The sequence below is a fragment of the Streptomyces sp. Tek67B01 genome, from assembly GCF_055231995.1.
Map to the genome: position 1 here is coordinate 821731 of NZ_JBUYUY010000001.1, position 15051 is coordinate 836781.

Genomic DNA, 15051 nt, shown 5'->3' on the forward strand with positions numbered 1-15051 from the left:
CCGGGAAGAACCGGTTCCTCACCGCTCCGGCCCCCCGCCGAGGCGGGCGACGGCGCCGCGTGCCCGGGCCACGGTGTCCTCCAGAGCGGCCGTGGCGTCGACGGTCGCGCCGGGCTCGTCCGGTTCCAGCGGGTCGAGCGCCTCGAACTGGGAGTCGACCAGCAGGGCGGGCATGAAATGGCCGGGACGCCGGGAGACCCGCGCCCGGGCGGTGTCGCGGTCCAGCGCCAGGTAGAGGAACCAGACGTTCGGGGCGGCCCCGCGGAGTTCGTCGCGATACGCGCGCTTGAGCGCCGAGCAGGAGACGACCAGCCCCCGGCCCGCCCGGGAGGACTTCCGGATCCGCTCCCCGAGCACGCCGAGCCAGGGGGCGCGGTCCGCGTCGTCCAGGGAGCGGCCGGCGGCCATCTTGGCGATGTTCGCGCCGGGATGTACCTCGTCACCCTCCAGGAACGGCACTGCGAGTGCCTCTGCCAGGGCTTTGCCGACGGTGCTCTTCCCGGCGCCGGAGACGCCCAGCACCACCACGATCACCGGTTCGCGCCCGGGCCCCGTCACGCGTCACCCGCTCTGTCCGCATCGGCCCCGACGGTCGGCCGCCGAGGCCCGGTCACGACGGTGGGGTGCCGGACCCACCCCGGTCGGCGGCCGTGCGCCGCAGGTCGTTCTCGGCGAGGGGTTGCAGGGCGCCCCCGGTGTCCAGCCGGTAGAGCAGGACCAGGGGCGGTCCGACGAGCACCACCGCGATGACCGTGACGAGGAGCAGCCAGCGCAGTGTCGTCGACGCTCCGGCCGCCTGGTCCACGGTCAGCGAGGTGGGGATGAGGTACGGCCGTTGGGCCAGCCCCCAGGCGACCACGACGAGGGCGACGCTGCCGACCGCCGTCAGCCTCGCCCAGCCTGTCGCGGTGCGGTACAGCAGTGCGGCGGTGGCCACCGCGCTGACCGCGGCCGCCAACACCAGGGCCAGGCCGATGCCGCCGGTGAGGCCGTCGTAGACGTAGCGCGCGTCGTGATGGGTGACGGCGAGGCCGACGACAGCGAGGACGGCGATCACCGCGAGGCTGCACCAGGCCCGCAGCCGGAAGTAGCGGACGAGGTCCGGGGCGTCGAAGCGGCGGGCGTCGGCGGTCAGGAACACCGCGCCCAGGAAGGCCGTCGCCGCGACGGCGAGCAGCCCCGCGAGCACGGAGGTCCCGTTGGACCACGCGTCGGCGGAGGCCTTCGTTCCCGGAGCGACCCGGCCCGTGGCCAGGCCGCCGACCACCGCTCCGAGGAAGAAGGGTGTGAGCAGTGAGGAGACGGCGAAGGCGGCGCCGTAGATCCTGCGCCGCGAGAGGCGTGTCATGGGTTTGCGCAGGGCGAAGCCCGCACCGCGCAGGACGAGCCCGACGGCCGCGAGCGCCAGAGGCAGCCACATCGCCGTGAAGACGGTCTGGAACAGGACCGGGAACCCCGTCCACATGATCACCAGGACGAAGATGAGCCAGACGTTGTTCGTCTCCCAGACCGGCTCCATGGCGTGGTCGATCAGCCACCGGGGACGCCTGCCCCGTTCGGGGCCGCCCGCGAACAGGTCCCAGAAGCCGGCGCCGTAGTCGGTCCCGCCGGCGCAGGCGTAGGCGGCCACCGCCGCCAGCAGCACCCACGCGACGACGTCCTCGATCATGGCCCTCCTCCGTCATCGTGCGCGGTGCCGTGGTCCGGTGCGGCCGCGGCGGCCGACCGGCGCGGACCGTAGGGCGTGTCGCCCTCCGGGGAGCCCTCGGGGTGGGAGCCGACCAGTTGTTCGTCGGCGGCCCGCCACCGGGTGCGCATCGTGAGCAGGACGGCCAGGAAGGTGCCGAGGATCAGTGTGTAGACCACGACGACGATCGCGAGCATCGCCCACAACGACGCGGCCCGGGTGTCCGTGACGGCTTCGGACACCCGCATGTTCTGGTAGACGATCCAGGGCTGGCGGCCCACTTCGGTGGTGATCCAGCCGCATTCCACCGTCACCAGGCAGGCCGCTCCGGCCACCGCGGCGCACCGGAAGAACCAGGGTGAGCGCGGCAGTTCACGGCGGCGCAACCAGCACCAGCCGTACCAGAGCGCGAGCAGGACGAGCAGGCTCCCGATCGTCACCATGATGTCGAACGCCCAGTGGGCGATCGTGGCCTGGGTCGCCGTCGGGCGGTCGCTCGCGGGCACCGCCGTCAGTCCCGTCACCCGGGTGTCCGGGCTGAAACCGGCGAGGATCGAGTCCAGTTGGGGGATCTTGATCCCGCCGGAGATCGACCCGTCCGAATGAAGGCGTCCGAACATGTACTCGGGTACGTGGGTACCGGTCTTCCAGACGATCTCGGTGGCCGCGAACTTCACCGGCTGCTTGTGGAAGACGGAGCGGGCGATGGAGTCGCCGAGCACGAACTGTACGGGGGTGAGGATCGCGGCGACGGTGAACGGCACGGTGAAGCCGAGCCGGTGGTAGCGGTCACGCCGACCGCGCAGCCAGCCGACCGCGTACACCCCCGCGACGACGTACCCGGCCGTGAGGACGACCCCCGCCACGAAGTGCCAGTATTCGGGACCGAACATCGGCGTGAAGATCGCCCTGCGCACGTCGACGTCCACGGGGTTGCCGCCCGCGTCCAGCGTGAAGCCCCGCGGCGTGTTCATCCAGGAGTTCGCTGCGATGATGCCGAACGCCCCCATCAGCGCGGTCAGCGGCAGGGGCAGACCCAACCAGAAGTGCGTCCACGGCTTGAGCCTGCGCCAGCCGTAGAGGTAGATCGCGATGAGGACGGCTTCCAGGAAGAAGGCCCACGCCTCGACCCCGAATCCGAGGCCGAAGACATCCCCCCAGCGGCCCATCAGTCCCGGCCACAGCAGGCCGAACTCGAAGGAGAGCACGGTACCGGTGACGATGCCGATGGCGAACTGCACGGCCATGACCGCCGACCAGCGGCGGGCGAGCAGCAGGGCGACCGCGTCGCCCTTGCGCAGCCCGCGGTAGTGCATCAGGAGGGTGATGGCGGGCAGGGCCACGCCGAAGGGCACGAGCAGGATGTGGGAGGCCAGGGTGAAGGCCATGAGCTCACGGGCGGGGAGCAGCTGCGGCGGGGTGTCCGCCATGATCGCGATCGCGCTGTTCATGTGGGCCTTGGCGGTTCGTGTCGGACGGCGGGCGGACTGCGGGCTCAGCCGCCGGTGGCGAAGCCGGGGAACAGCGTCATTCCCCCGTCCACGAAGATCGTCGTCCCCACGACGTAGTCGAGCAGGTCGGAGGCGAGGAGGATCACCGCGTTCGCGATGTCCTCGGGGTCGCCCACCCGGCGGTACGGGATGAGCCGCAGCAGGTCGGCCTCCGCTTCGGGGGTGTCCCAGGCGCTGCGGTTGATGGGGGTGCGGATCGCGCCCGGAGCGACGGCGTTCACCCGGATCCGTTGCGGGGCCAACTCCTGCGCGAGCGTCTCCATCAGCATCTGTACGCCGCCCTTGGACGAGGCGTAGTTCACGTGCCCGGCCCAGGGGATGACCTGGTGCACCGAGCTCATGCAAATGATCTTCCCGGCGGAGCGGGACACTTCCGGGACGACGCCGCGGCGCAGGAACTCCTTGGTGGCCTCGCGGGCGCACAGGAACTGACCGGTGAGGTTGACCTCCAGCACCTGGCGCCACTGGTCCACGGTCATGTCGGTGAACGCGGCGTCCCTCTGGAGGCCGGCGTTGGCCACCATGACGTCGATGGTCCCGAACTCCTCCACCATCCGGGCGACCATGTCGACGACCTGGTCCTCCTGCGACACGTCGGCCTCGTGCGCGTACGCGCGGACCCCGAAGCCCTCGATCTCCCGCACCACCTCCTCGGCGGCGTCCTTCCCGGCGACGTAGTTCACGACCACGTCGGCGCCCGCCCGCCCGAGGCCGATGGCGGTGGCCTTGCCGATGCCGGAGTTCGCTCCCGTCACCAGCGCCTTCTGCCCCTTGAGGATCCGGGGAACGAGGAGCGTTGGACCGTCACTGCCGCTGGCTTCCACTGAATCTCTCCCTGAGTGCCGACGGGGACATGCAATCCGCGCCACCACCAGAGCATCGCGGCCCCGCCCCGGCCCGGTGGCACGACGGCGGCTGCCCCTATGGAGTGCTCCCCCCGGCCGAACGGCTCAACAGCGGCTCGGGAGCCCCGCCGGCGAACGCGCCCAGGGCGGGGCCGCCCCGGCCGAGGTGCGCCGCGATCGGGCCGGTGCTGCAATGGAACCACCCGGTGTGCGGGCTCCACGTGCTGTTCCCCCGCATCCTGACCGCCACCGGCGAGGACGGCGAAGATGCATCGGACGGGTGCCCAGTTCCGGCTGACCTGTGGTCCACAGACCGTCGTGGTCGTGGAGTTGGGCGGCGCCCTGCGCCATTACGCGGTCGCCGAGCGCCCGATCATCGACGGCTTCGACGCCGACGACCCGATCGAGGGCGGACGCGGACAACTCCTCGTGCCATGGCCCAACCGGATCGGAGACGGCCGATACCGTTGGCGCGGGCGGGAACTCCAATTGCCCGTGAACGAGGTCGAGCACGCCAACGCCATCCACGGCCTGCTGCGCTGGACGTCGTGGCAGCCGGTGGAACAGACGGATGGCCGCGTGGTGCTGAGGACCACGCTGTGGCCGCAACCGGGGTACCCGTTCCATCTGGTGGCCCGGGCCGAGTACGCCCTCGACCGCCAAGGCCTGACGGTCACGCTGACCGCACGGAACGTCGGCGACGCCCCCGCGCCGTACGGAGTGGGCCAGCACCCGTATCTCGCCGTGGGACCCGGCACGGTCGACGACACCCTGCTGACCGTCCCTGCCCGGACCTGGCTCCGCACCGACGACCGCGGCCTGCCCGTCGCGACCGAGGCGGTCTCGCAGACCTCCAACGACTTCGGCGCGCCTCGGCCCATCGGCCCGCAGCGGCTGGACACGGCCTTCACCGACCTGCGACGGTCCGCTGACGGGCGCGCCGTCGTACGTCTGTCCGAGCCGTCCGGTGCGTACGGTACCGATCTGTGGCTCGGCCAGGGTGCCGACTTCGTGCAGGTGTACACCGGGGACACGCTGGCCGAGCGCTACCGGCGCCGGAGCGTCGCCGTCGAGCCGATGAGTTGCGGACCCGACGCCTTCCGCCGCGACCCGGCCCAGGTGCGTCTCGAGCCGGGGGCCCGGCACACCCTGCGGTGGGGGCTCGCATCCTGGCGGGGGTAGGGGGTGGGGGGCGCCCACATGCGGTGGGCGGGAAGTGTGGTGGCGGGCTACATGTGCGGCTGACCTGGGCGTTCCTATGGTGTGGCGACACGGAACGTCCCCGTCAACGCCCCCGGAAGTGGTGCACATGGCCTCCAGCGCAGGCATGAGAAAGATCGTCGCCGCAAGCCTCATCGGGACCACCATCGAGTGGTACGACTTCTTCTTGTACGGCAGCGCCGCCGCCCTGGTGTTCAACAAGTTGTTCTTCCCGACCGCCGACCCGCTGACGGGGACACTGATCGCCTTCGTCACCTACGCCATCGGCTTCCTGGCCCGCCCGCTCGGCGGGGTCGTCTTCGGGCACTTCGGGGACAAGGTCGGCCGCAAGAAGCTGCTCGTGCTCAGCCTGTTGATGATGGGGGGCGCCACCTTCGCGATGGGGTTGCTGCCGACCTACGCGGGGATCGGCGTCGGGGCGCCGGTGCTGCTGACGGTGCTCCGGCTGGTGCAGGGGTTCGCGCTGGGTGGTGAGTGGGGAGGCGCCGTACTGATGGTCTCCGAGCACGGCGGCGAGGAGCACCGGGGGTTCTGGGCCTCGTGGCCGCAGTCGGGCGCCCCCGGCGGGAACCTGCTCGCCACCGGGGTGCTGGCGCTGCTGGCGTCCGTGCAGTCGGAGGAGGCCTTCCTCTCCTGGGGCTGGCGCGTCCCGTTCCTCCTGTCGGGTGTGCTGGTCGCGGCCGGTCTGTGGATCCGGATCTCCGTCGCGGAGTCCCCCGTCTTCCTCGCCGCGCAGGCCCGGGCCCGGCGGGACGAGAGCGCGGGCAGGGCGAAGGCCCCGGCCGTCGAGGTGCTGCGCGGGAGTTGGCGCGAGGTGCTGACCGCCATCGGCACCCGGTTCGGCGAGAACATCTCGTACTACGTGCTGACCTCCTTCCTCCTCGTCTACGTCACCACCCACCTCGGCTTGCCCAAGAGCGACGCGCTCGACGCCGTGCTGATCGGTTCGGCCCTGCACTTCGTCACCATCCCCGCCTGGGGCGCGCTGTCGGACCGGATCGGCCGCCGGCCGGTGACGATGATCGGCTCGGTGGGCATGGCCGGCTGGGCGTTCGCCTTCTTCGCCCTGGTCGACTCGCGGTCCTTTGCGGTGATCACGGCGGCGGTCACCGTCGGGTTGCTGCTGCACGGGGCGATGTACGGTCCGCAGGCCGCCTTCATCTCGGAGATGTTCGACACCGAGGTCCGCTACTCGGGTGCCTCGATGGGCTCCCAGCTCGCCTCGATCGTCGCGGGGGCGCTCGCCCCGATCATCGCCGTCGAGCTCCTCAAGGACTTCGGCTCCTCCGTGCCGGTCTCCGTCTACCTCTGCGGCGCGGCCCTGATCACCACGCTCACGGTGGCGTTCGCGAGGGAGACCCGCGGCCGGAACCTGACGGCGATCGGCAGCGCCCCGGCGGTGCCCGGTCGGCGGACCATTGCCACCGCGGGGCAGCCTTTCGACGCGGCCTGAGCGCGAAGCGCCGGCGACCGCGGAAGCGAGGCCCGCGAGCCCAGTCCGCGAGCCGGGTCCGCGGAACCGGAAAACCGGCCTCCCCGTCGGAGGGGCTGTCAGCATGGGCCGCGTGAACGATTCCCCCAGCCCTCACCCCCGCGTCGACAACCCGGCGGCGGCCGCGCTGCGCACGCTGCTCGACCTGCTGGCCGAGGGCGCCCCCGCCGAGCGGTTCGCGGCTGCCGCCGGGCAGGCCCGTACCGACGGCGCCGACCAGACGGAACTCGCCTTCGTCGAGGACGCCACGCGCGTCGCGTCGGCCGTCAACCGGACCCTGGGTCAGCACCGGCGCAGGGAGGCGGAGTTGACCGCCTTGTTCGACACGGCCGGTGATCTGGCCGCCCTGCGCGACCTGGACGCCGTACTGCGCGCGATCGTCCGCCGGGCGAGGACCCTGCTGGGTACCGACGTCGCCTACCTCACCCTCAACGACCCGGCCGCGGGCGACACCTTCATGCGGGTCACGGACGGCTCGGTCTCGGCCGCGTTCCAGCAGTTGCGCCTGGGCATGGGCGAGGGGCTCGGCGGTCTCGTCGCACAGACGGCCCGGCCCTACGCGACCAGCGACTACGGGTCGGACGGCCGGTTCAAACACACCGCGACCATCGACCGCGGCGTCGGCGAGGAGGGGCTGCGGGGCATCCTGGGCGTCCCGCTGCGGGTGGGGACGCGGGTGATCGGTGTGCTGTACGCGGCCGACCGCGCGGTCCGGGCGTTCGCCCCCGACGCGGTCGCCCTGCTGTCCTCGCTCGCCGACCACGCCGCGGTGGCCATCGACGGCGCCCGACTGCTGGAGGAGACCCGGGCCGCGCTCCGCGAGCTGGGCGAGGCCAACGAGACGGTCCGCGCGCACAGTGAAGCGATGCGCCTGGCGACCGAGACGCACGACCGGCTCACCGATCTCGTGCTGCGCGGCGGTGACGTGGGCGACCTCGCGCGGGACGTCGCCGGCCTCCTCGGCGGCGGCATCGTGGTCCACGACGCCGACGGCACCGAACTGGCCCGGGTCCGCGCCGACCCCCTGGCCGCGCCGGACCGGGGGGTGGCGGACTCCCGTGCCGGCGGGCGCGCCGTGGTCGTGGACGGCGTATGGGTCTGGGCGGTCATGGCGGGCACCGAACTCCTCGGCAGCGTCGCCCTGACCGGGCGGGCCGGCCTCACCGACTCCGAACGACGCCTGTTCGAACGGGCCGGCCTGGTCACGGCCCTCCTCCTGCTGCTGCGGCGCTCCATAGCGGAGGCGGAGGACCGGGTACGCGGCGAACTGCTCAGCGATCTGCTCACGCCGGAAGCCGCGGGGCGCTCGCAGGACGGGGCGAGCCGGCACATCCGGGCCCGCCGGCTGGGCCTGGACCTGTCCCGGCCGCACGCGGTGCTGGCGCTCCACTGCGACGCGGGGATACGGGACCGCCTCGCCTCGGAGGCGGCCCGCCGCGCTCGCGCCGCCCACGGTCTGTCCGGTGTGCACCAGGGGCTCGTCGTGATGGTGACCCCGGCGCAGCGCCCCGGTGAGCTCGCCCGTTCGCTGGCCGCCGAACTGGGGCTGGTGCTCGGAGCCCCGGTGACGGTGGGCGCCGCCGGCCCCGCGGACCGCCCGGGCGCCTTGCCGGCCGTGTACGCGGAGGCCCTGCGGTGCGTGGAGGCCCTGCACTGCCTCGGGCAGACCGGCCGGGGCGCCGGCCCGGCCGATCTGGGATTCCTCGGAGTGCTGCTCGGGGAGCGCGCCGATGTGAGCGGCTACGTCGAGCGGGTGCTGGGCCCCGTCATCGCGTACGACGCCCGGCGCGGGACCGAACTCGTACGTACGCTGGATGCCTACTTCGCCCACGGCGCGAGCCTGTCCAAGGCGAAAGAGGCCTTGCACGTCCACGTCAATACGGTGGTGCAGCGGCTGGACCGGATCGGTCGGCTCCTCGGTGACGACTGGAACACCCCCGCCGCCGCGTTGGAACTCCAGCTCGCTCTGCGTCTGTACCGTCTGACCTCGTGACTCACAGGTGAGCTATGTTTGATCACGAGTGATGAGAAGGAGGCCCGTCGGTGTCATCGGGGCAGCAGGAACGCGCTCAGGCGGCCGCCATCACGCCGAGCGGGCAGGCCGCGGAGCACGAGCGCGCCCCCGCCGACCGGGTCCGGGCGCTGTTCGACGGGCACCCCCTGTCCCCGGGTCAGCGGCGAATCGCCCAGTACCTGATCGACCACCTCACCGAGGCCGCGTTCCTCTCGATCACCGAACTCGCGGAACGGGTCGGGGTGAGCCAGCCGTCCGTGACCCGTTTCGCCGCGGCGCTCGGCTTCAGTGGTTATCCCGCCCTGCGCGAGGTGTTGCAGCCGATCGCGCTGAACGCGGTCGCGGGCTATCCGGAGAGCCGGGAGCAGATCCGCCACAACGAGCTCCAGGCGGCGGTGGACGCAGAGATCCAGAACCTGGAGAACGTGCGCCGGTTGCTGGCCGACACCGATCAGATCCTCGACATCGGCCGGGATCTGGCCCGCTCGGTCCCCCTCACCGTGCTCGGTCTGCGGATCTCCGTCTCCCTCGCCGAGTACTTCGCCTACGCGGCCCGGCGCATCCACCCCGACGTACGCCTGGTGACGGGCGGTGGCAGCGTCGCCTACGACGCGTTGCTCCAGGCCCGGGCGGCGGGCGGCACCTGGGTGTTGGCCTTCGCCATGCCCCGGCACGCCAAGGAGACCCTGTCGGCCGTCCGGGCGGCCCACAGCGCCGGGCTGCGCGTGGCGCTGATCACCGATCCGACGCTGGGCCCGCTGGTCGAGGAGGCGGACGTGGTGCTCACCGCCGGTACCGGGTCGCGGCTGGTCTTCGACTCGTACGCGGCGCCCGGGGTACTGTCGGCGGCCCTCCTACAGGCCATGGCGGACGCGGACCCGGAACGGACACAGGCGCGCCTCGAAAGCTATGAGCAGGCGGCTGACCTGCACGGTTTCTTCCTCTAGAGCGGAGTCCGCGCCTCCCTTTCCGGATGAAACCGTTCATTCAACAGAGGTATGAATTTTTTCATACGCTTGCTTACTCGACGGTATATATGTTTACTGAACGCGCGGCCGGAATCCACCAGATGCCAGGGAGAGCGACCCCACGCCTTCCCGAGCGAGCACCCAGCAGCGAGCGCCTCCTCCTCACGCCCGCTTCCGGGTACCCGATCCGGGCTTTCGGATCCCGTCGACCGCCGTGGCGGCCTCGATCAACCCCTGGGTCGAGGCCGCCCACCTCCTCTCGATCAGAGTTCGACACCACTCGGAAGCGACGAGAATGCCCCAGACGGCCTCTGTCACCCTCAGCCCGGACTGGCCCTGTCAGGTCAAGGCCCCCGGAAACCACGACTGGGAGCGCACCGCCATCCGCTGGCTGCGCGACCTGCTGCCGGCCCGGTACGCGGGCTACTCGACGCTCAACCGTCACCCCGTGCTCCTGACGCGGCACGCGCGCCTCCAGCTCCAGCACGAGATGCGCGCCGTGCGGGTGGCCCTGGAGACCTGCCGGGCCGAACTTCCCTCGTTGGGCGTGGCCGAGTCCGTCATCGAGAACACCATCCGGATGTACGCCGTCGAACTCGACCAACTCGCCCGGCTGGCCAGGGGCGTACGCCTGATCACCGACGCCCTGCTCGTCGGCGGCGCGCCCCGCCGACGCTAGGCCCCTCCCCCGCCGACGCCGGGCCTCGTCCCCCCGCCGGCCGCGCCGGTGCCGTCAGGCGGGCATCCGGGGCAGGGTCGCCACCAGCCGGGCGCCGCCCGCCGGGGCGGTGTGGACCGCGAGGGAGCCGCCCAGGCTGCCGGCGATGTCGCGCGCTATGGCCAGACCCAGGCCCGACCCTCCCTCGTCCCGGCTGCGGGCGTCATCGAGCCGGGTGAACCGTTCGAAGACCCGTTCCCGGTCCGCGACCGGGATGCCCGGACCGTCGTCGCACACCTCCAACACCACGACGTCCCGGTCCTCGTCCACCCGCAGGCCCAACGAGACCCGCCGGGCGGCGTGCCGTTGGGCGTTGTCCAGCAGGTTCGTGACGAGCCGGGACAGCCACAGCGTGCTGCCGCGCACCGTGACGTCGGGCGCGAGTTCCGCCTCGACCGGGACCCGGTCGCCACCGCGCGGGCGCGCCGCCTCCCGGGCGACGCCGGTGAGGTCGACAGCGCCGGCCGGAGCCGGTTCGGCGGTGTCCAGACGGGCCAACAGGAGCAGGTCCGCCGCGAGGTCCTGGAGCCGGACCGTGTCCTCCAGCGCGCCGCTGACCAGCTCGCCCCACAAGTCCGGGTCGGGATGTGCCTGCGCGACCTCCAACTGCGTACGGAGCACGGTGATGGGGCTGCGCAACTCGTGCGAGGCGTCCGCGATGAACTGCCGCTGCCTGATGCCGGCGGCTTCGAGCCGGTCCAGGGTGGCGTTCACCGTCACGGCGAGCCGAGCCACCTCGTCCTCGCTGCGCGGTACCGGCACCCGTCGGTGCAGGTCACGCTCGCTGATCTCGGCGACCTCCGCGCGGATCGCCTCGACGGGCCGCAGCGCCCAGCCCGTCACGCGCCAGGTGACCAGGGCGACGGTCAGGACGAGCAGCGGCGCCATGACCGCCAGCGCTGCGGTGATCATGTCGCCGGCGGCGTCGGCCTGCCGCAGTGAGGTGCCCGCGTAGACGGTGACCAGCCCGGACGCGGTGGCGGTGGTGACCTGTACGACGCGCTGGCGGTGCTCGTCCCGCACCGGGCGGCCGGGCCACGTGCCCCGCACGGTCCCGGGGCTGCCGGGGCGCAGCCCGGAGACGGCGGGGCGGCCCACGAGGTTGGGGCTCGCCGCCAGCACCCGACCTCCGGCGTCCACGACCTGGAGGAAGTCCGTTCCGCGACCGGCGGCCAGTACGGGAACGAGCCGGCCTCCCGCCGCCATCGAGGCGGTGGCCACGGCCTGCCGTTCGGCGTCGGCCTGGGCGCTGCGCATCAGGTTGCCGTGGAGCAGCCCGAGCAGGGCGAAGGAGACCGCCCCGAGGGCCAGGGCGACCACTGCGGACGCGCCGAGCGTCGCCCGGGCGCGGACGGAACGGGGCCGCAGCCCGCCGGCCAGTGCGCGTACCGATCGGGCCCGCGCGCGCAGCCGTGCGCCGGGGCGGGGCGTCCCCTCAGCCACCGTCGGCCGCCAGCCGGTAACCGGCGCCGCGCAGCGTCTCCACCGCGGTCCGCCCGAAGGGCGCGTCGATCTTCCGGCGCAGGGCGCTGACGTGGACCTCCACGACGTTCAGGTCACCGTCGTAGGCGGCGTCCCACACGTTCTCCAGGATCTCCCGCTTGGGAACCACCTCCCCGGCCCGCCGGGCAAGGTACTCCAGCACGGCGAACTCCCTCGCGGTGAGGCGGGCCTCGGTCCCGCCCCGGGTGCACCGTTGCGCGGCCGGGTCGACCACCAGGTCTCCCAAGGTCATGATCTGCGGGCCGCGGCGGCCGGTGCGCCGGATCAGCGCCCGGAGCCGGGCCACGAGCACGACGTAGGAAAACGGCTTGGACAGGAAGTCGTCCGCGCCGGTGTCCAGGGCTTCGGCCTCGTCGTACTCGCCGTCCTTCGCGGTGAGCATCAAGATGCCCGACTCGCAGCCCGCCGCGCGCAGCCGGGCGCAGACCCGGTAGCCGTTGAGGCCGGGCAGCATGATGTCGAGCACGATGGCGTCGTAGTCGTGCTCCGCCGCCAGCCACAACCCGTGCGTTCCGTCGTGGGCGACGTCCACCGAGAAGCCCTCGGCTCCGAGCCCCCGCTGTAGGGCGGCGGCCAGCCGCCGCTCGTCCTCCACCACCAGTACGCGCATGGGTCAAGGTTCGCAGGTCGCCCCGCGGGGTTGCTGAAGAGGTCTTCAGCTCGCTTCAGCGCAGCTTCAGGATGCGCGGCGCACGATCTGCCCTGCCGGGCGGAGCGCCCGGAGTACGCGAGGAGCAGCCAGATGACCCAGTCCACTCCCCAGCCTCCCGAATACCCGGCGGATGCCGGTGAGACGAAAGCGGTCCCGGCGGACGCCGCGGCGAGGCGTCCTCGCCGGTTCGTCCGGCTGACCCGACAGGGACGCACGCGCTGGGTGGCCCTCGGGCTGGTGGTGCTGGCAGGAGGCGGGGCCGCGGCGGCCGTGGCCGTGGCGGAGCACCGCCACGAGGCACGTGAGGGGCACTCGTACTCCGCCGGGGAGCACGAGCAGGATCACGGGCCGAAGGGCGACCGGAAGGACGGGAAGTCCCGTGCCGGTCACCGTCCGGACGGCGGCGGCGCGCCCGGGCGGGTCCGGCCGGGCCGGGAGTCCTTCGGCGGCGGCACCCAGGCGACCGCTCCCGCGCCGCTGCCGGCGCTGCCGGCCGCGCAGGCCGTGGACAAGGCGGCGGGCGCCGTGTCCGGCGGCAAGGTGGAGTCGCTGAGCGTGGTGGTGGAGCAAGGTGGCGCGAGCGCGTGGGATGCCGTGGTCCTCGGTCCGGACGGGGTCCGGCACGAGGTCACCCTCTCCGGCGGCGACGGCACGGTGACGGGCAACTCGGTCCTGGACAAGGGCCCCAAGGCGCCGCGCCTCTGAGGTTCAGCCGGTTCCGAGCAGGCGGTTGGCCGTCTCGCGCATCTCGACCTTGCGGATCTTCCCGGTGACGGTCATCGGGAACTCGTCCACGACGTGGACGTAGCGCGGGATCTTGAAGTGGGCGAGGCGGCCGGCGCAGTAGGCGCGGACGGCTTCCGCGGTCAGCGGCTCGGCGCCCTCGCGCATCCGGACCCAGGCCATCAGCTCCTCCCCGTACTTGGCGTCGGGAACACCGATGACCTGGACGTCGAGGACGTCCGGGTGTCCGTGGAGGAACTCCTCGATCTCGCGCGGGTAGATGTTCTCGCCGCCGCGGATGACCATGTCCTTGATCCGGCCGGTGATGCTCAGGTAGCCGTCGTCGTCCATGACGGCCAGGTCCCCGGTGTGCATCCAGCGGGCCGCGTCGACGGCTTCGGCGGTCCGCTCGGGCTCGCCCCAGTAGCCCAGCATGACGGAGTAGCCCCGGGTGCACAGTTCGCCCGGCTCGCCGCGGGGCACGGTCCGTCCGGAGGACGGGTCGACGACCTTGACCTCCAGGTGCGGGCCGACCCGGCCCACGGTCGACACCCGTCGTTCGACGGAATCGTCCGCGCGGGTCTGCGTCGACACCGGTGAGGTCTCCGTCATGCCGTAACAGATGGAGACCTCCGTCATGCCCATCCGGCCGATGACCTCCTTCATCACCTCGACGGGGCACGGCGAGCCCGCCATGATGCCGGTGCGCAGGCTGGAGAGGTCGTACGCGGCGAAGCCCGGGTCGGCGAGTTCGGCGATGAACATCGTCGGCACGCCGTACAGCGACGTGCACGACTCGGCCTCCACCGCGGCCAGGGTGGCCGCCGGCTCGAAGGACGGCGCGGGGATGACGAGCGCCGCCCCGTGGCTCGTACACGCGAGCGCGCCCATCACCATGCCGAAGCAGTGGTAGAAGGGGACCGGGACGCAGACCCGGTCCTGTTCGGTGTAGTGGCACAACTCCCCCACGAAGAAACCGTTGTTGAGGATGTTGTGGTGGGACAGGGTCGCGCCCTTGGGGAAGCCGGTGGTCCCGGAGGTGTACTGGATGTTCACGGGGTCGTCCGGGCTCAGCGCGGCCTGCGCCCGGGCCAGTACGGTCGGATCTCCCAGCCGGCCGCGCTCCAGCAGGGAGGTCCACAGGTCGCCCTCCAGCAGGACCACGAACTCCAGCTCCGGGCAGCGCGGACGCACCTCCTCGATCATGGCCGCGTAATCGGAGGTCTTGAACCGGTCCGCCGCGGCCAGCAGCCGGATGCCCGACTGCCGCACCACGTGCTCCAACTCGTGCGAGCGGTACGCCGGGTTCACGGTGACGAGGATCGCACCGATCTTGGCGGTGGCGTACTGCACCAGCGTCCACTCGGGGCGGTTGGGCGCCCAGATTCCGACCCGGTCGCCCTTGGCGATGCCGAGGTCCAGCAGGCCGAGCGCGAGCGCGTCGACGTCCGCCGCCAGCTCCGCGTACGTCCAGCGGCGCCCGGAGGTCATGTCGACGAGGGCGTCCCGCTCGGGGAACCTGCGCACGGTGCGGTCCAGGTTCTCGCCGATCGTGTCGCCGAGCAGCGGCACCTCGTGGACCCCGTACGCGTAGCTGGACTCTGCGGACACACGACCTCCCGGAATCGGTGGTGCGCACGGGGCCCGGTGGGCCGGCGCCCCCCTATGATCACCGCGCGGGGCCGTCGGGGCCAGGGGCTCGCGGGTGATCATGAGG

Annotated in this window: 13 protein-coding genes; 6 read left to right on the top strand and 7 right to left on the bottom strand. The window is 72.4% G+C overall.

The annotated features are described in order from the left end of the window. Nucleotides 1-18: 18 nt before the first annotated feature. From ACV7NM_RS04000 to ACV7NM_RS04015, 4 genes are read right to left on the bottom strand one after another with little or no spacing between them, the layout of a single operon-like run. The gene (locus ACV7NM_RS04000; RefSeq protein WP_463408930.1) at nucleotides 19-558 is read right to left on the bottom strand and encodes a gluconokinase; all 540 of its coding nucleotides are present in this window, start codon (nucleotides 556-558) and stop codon (nucleotides 19-21) included. A gap of 52 nt (nucleotides 559-610) precedes the next feature. Continuing rightward, entirely contained in the window at nucleotides 611-1669 is a 1059-nt protein-coding gene (locus ACV7NM_RS04005) for a cytochrome d ubiquinol oxidase subunit II (RefSeq protein WP_463408931.1), read from the bottom strand. Further along, entirely contained in the window at nucleotides 1666-3138 is a 1473-nt protein-coding gene (locus ACV7NM_RS04010; RefSeq protein WP_463408932.1) for a cytochrome ubiquinol oxidase subunit I, read from the bottom strand. Before ACV7NM_RS04010 ends, ACV7NM_RS04005 begins: the two co-directional genes overlap by 4 nt. Before the next feature lie 44 nt (nucleotides 3139-3182). Then, entirely contained in the window at nucleotides 3183-4022 is an 840-nt protein-coding gene (locus ACV7NM_RS04015) for an SDR family oxidoreductase (protein ID WP_463408933.1), read from the bottom strand. Nucleotides 4023-4310: 288 nt separating this feature from the next. Here ACV7NM_RS04015 and ACV7NM_RS04020 point away from each other — a divergent pair, with 288 nt between their 5' ends. The 5 genes from ACV7NM_RS04020 (at nucleotide 4311) to ACV7NM_RS04040 (ending at nucleotide 10417) form a co-directional block, all read left to right on the top strand. Continuing rightward, nucleotides 4311-5225, top strand: coding sequence for an aldose 1-epimerase family protein (locus ACV7NM_RS04020; protein WP_463408934.1), 915 nt, complete (start codon nucleotides 4311-4313; stop codon nucleotides 5223-5225). 127 nt (nucleotides 5226-5352) lie between these two features. Continuing rightward, nucleotides 5353-6717 (top strand): MFS transporter, encoded by a 1365-nt coding sequence (locus ACV7NM_RS04025; RefSeq protein ID WP_463408935.1) that lies wholly within the window; start codon nucleotides 5353-5355, stop codon nucleotides 6715-6717. A gap of 103 nt (nucleotides 6718-6820) precedes the next feature. Further along, complete coding sequence (locus ACV7NM_RS04030) at nucleotides 6821-8749, top strand: helix-turn-helix domain-containing protein (protein WP_463408936.1); 1929 nt, start codon at nucleotides 6821-6823, stop codon at nucleotides 8747-8749. A 50-nt stretch (nucleotides 8750-8799) separates the two neighbouring features. Then, nucleotides 8800-9717: a MurR/RpiR family transcriptional regulator gene (locus ACV7NM_RS04035; protein ID WP_463408937.1), complete on the top strand. Its 918-nt coding sequence runs from the start codon at nucleotides 8800-8802 to the stop codon at nucleotides 9715-9717. A gap of 316 nt (nucleotides 9718-10033) precedes the next feature. Continuing rightward, nucleotides 10034-10417: a hypothetical protein gene (locus ACV7NM_RS04040; protein ID WP_463408938.1), complete on the top strand. Its 384-nt coding sequence runs from the start codon at nucleotides 10034-10036 to the stop codon at nucleotides 10415-10417. Nucleotides 10418-10471: 54 nt separating this feature from the next. Here the strand turns inward: ACV7NM_RS04040 and ACV7NM_RS04045 are convergent, their stop codons facing one another. Both ACV7NM_RS04045 and ACV7NM_RS04050 read right to left on the bottom strand, forming a co-directional pair. Continuing rightward, the gene (locus tag ACV7NM_RS04045; protein WP_463413820.1) at nucleotides 10472-11824 is read right to left on the bottom strand and encodes a sensor histidine kinase; all 1353 of its coding nucleotides are present in this window, start codon (nucleotides 11822-11824) and stop codon (nucleotides 10472-10474) included. A 67-nt stretch (nucleotides 11825-11891) separates the two neighbouring features. After that, a complete protein-coding gene (locus tag ACV7NM_RS04050) occupies nucleotides 11892-12569 on the bottom strand; it encodes a response regulator transcription factor (RefSeq protein WP_463408939.1) in 678 nt (225 codons plus the stop codon). 132 nt (nucleotides 12570-12701) lie between these two features. Here ACV7NM_RS04050 and ACV7NM_RS04055 point away from each other — a divergent pair, with 132 nt between their 5' ends. Next, entirely contained in the window at nucleotides 12702-13316 is a 615-nt protein-coding gene (locus tag ACV7NM_RS04055) for a hypothetical protein (protein ID WP_463408940.1), read from the top strand. 3 nt (nucleotides 13317-13319) lie between these two features. Here ACV7NM_RS04055 and ACV7NM_RS04060 read toward each other — a convergent pair whose 3' ends face one another. Continuing rightward, nucleotides 13320-15047, bottom strand: a complete 1728-nt coding sequence (locus ACV7NM_RS04060) for an AMP-binding protein (protein ID WP_463408941.1) — start codon at nucleotides 15045-15047, stop codon at nucleotides 13320-13322. Nucleotides 15048-15051 lie beyond the last annotated feature (4 nt).

Coding starts and splice junctions, on each gene's coding strand:
- ACV7NM_RS04030 (WP_463408936.1), top strand. CDS start 6,821: ATGGGCCGCGTGAACGATTCCCCCAGCCCTCACCCCCGCGTCGACAAC.
- ACV7NM_RS04055 (WP_463408940.1), top strand. CDS start 12,702: ATGACCCAGTCCACTCCCCAGCCTCCCGAATACCCGGCGGATGCCGGT.
- ACV7NM_RS04050 (WP_463408939.1), bottom strand. CDS start 12,569: ATGCGCGTACTGGTGGTGGAGGACGAGCGGCGGCTGGCCGCCGCCCTA.
- ACV7NM_RS04005 (WP_463408931.1), bottom strand. CDS start 1,669: ATGATCGAGGACGTCGTCGCGTGGGTGCTGCTGGCGGCGGTGGCCGCC.
- ACV7NM_RS04010 (WP_463408932.1), bottom strand. CDS start 3,138: ATGAACAGCGCGATCGCGATCATGGCGGACACCCCGCCGCAGCTGCTC.
- ACV7NM_RS04025 (WP_463408935.1), top strand. CDS start 5,353: ATGGCCTCCAGCGCAGGCATGAGAAAGATCGTCGCCGCAAGCCTCATC.
- ACV7NM_RS04040 (WP_463408938.1), top strand. CDS start 10,034: ATGCCCCAGACGGCCTCTGTCACCCTCAGCCCGGACTGGCCCTGTCAG.
- ACV7NM_RS04020 (WP_463408934.1), top strand. CDS start 4,311: ATGCATCGGACGGGTGCCCAGTTCCGGCTGACCTGTGGTCCACAGACC.
- ACV7NM_RS04060 (WP_463408941.1), bottom strand. CDS start 15,047: ATGATCACCCGCGAGCCCCTGGCCCCGACGGCCCCGCGCGGTGATCAT.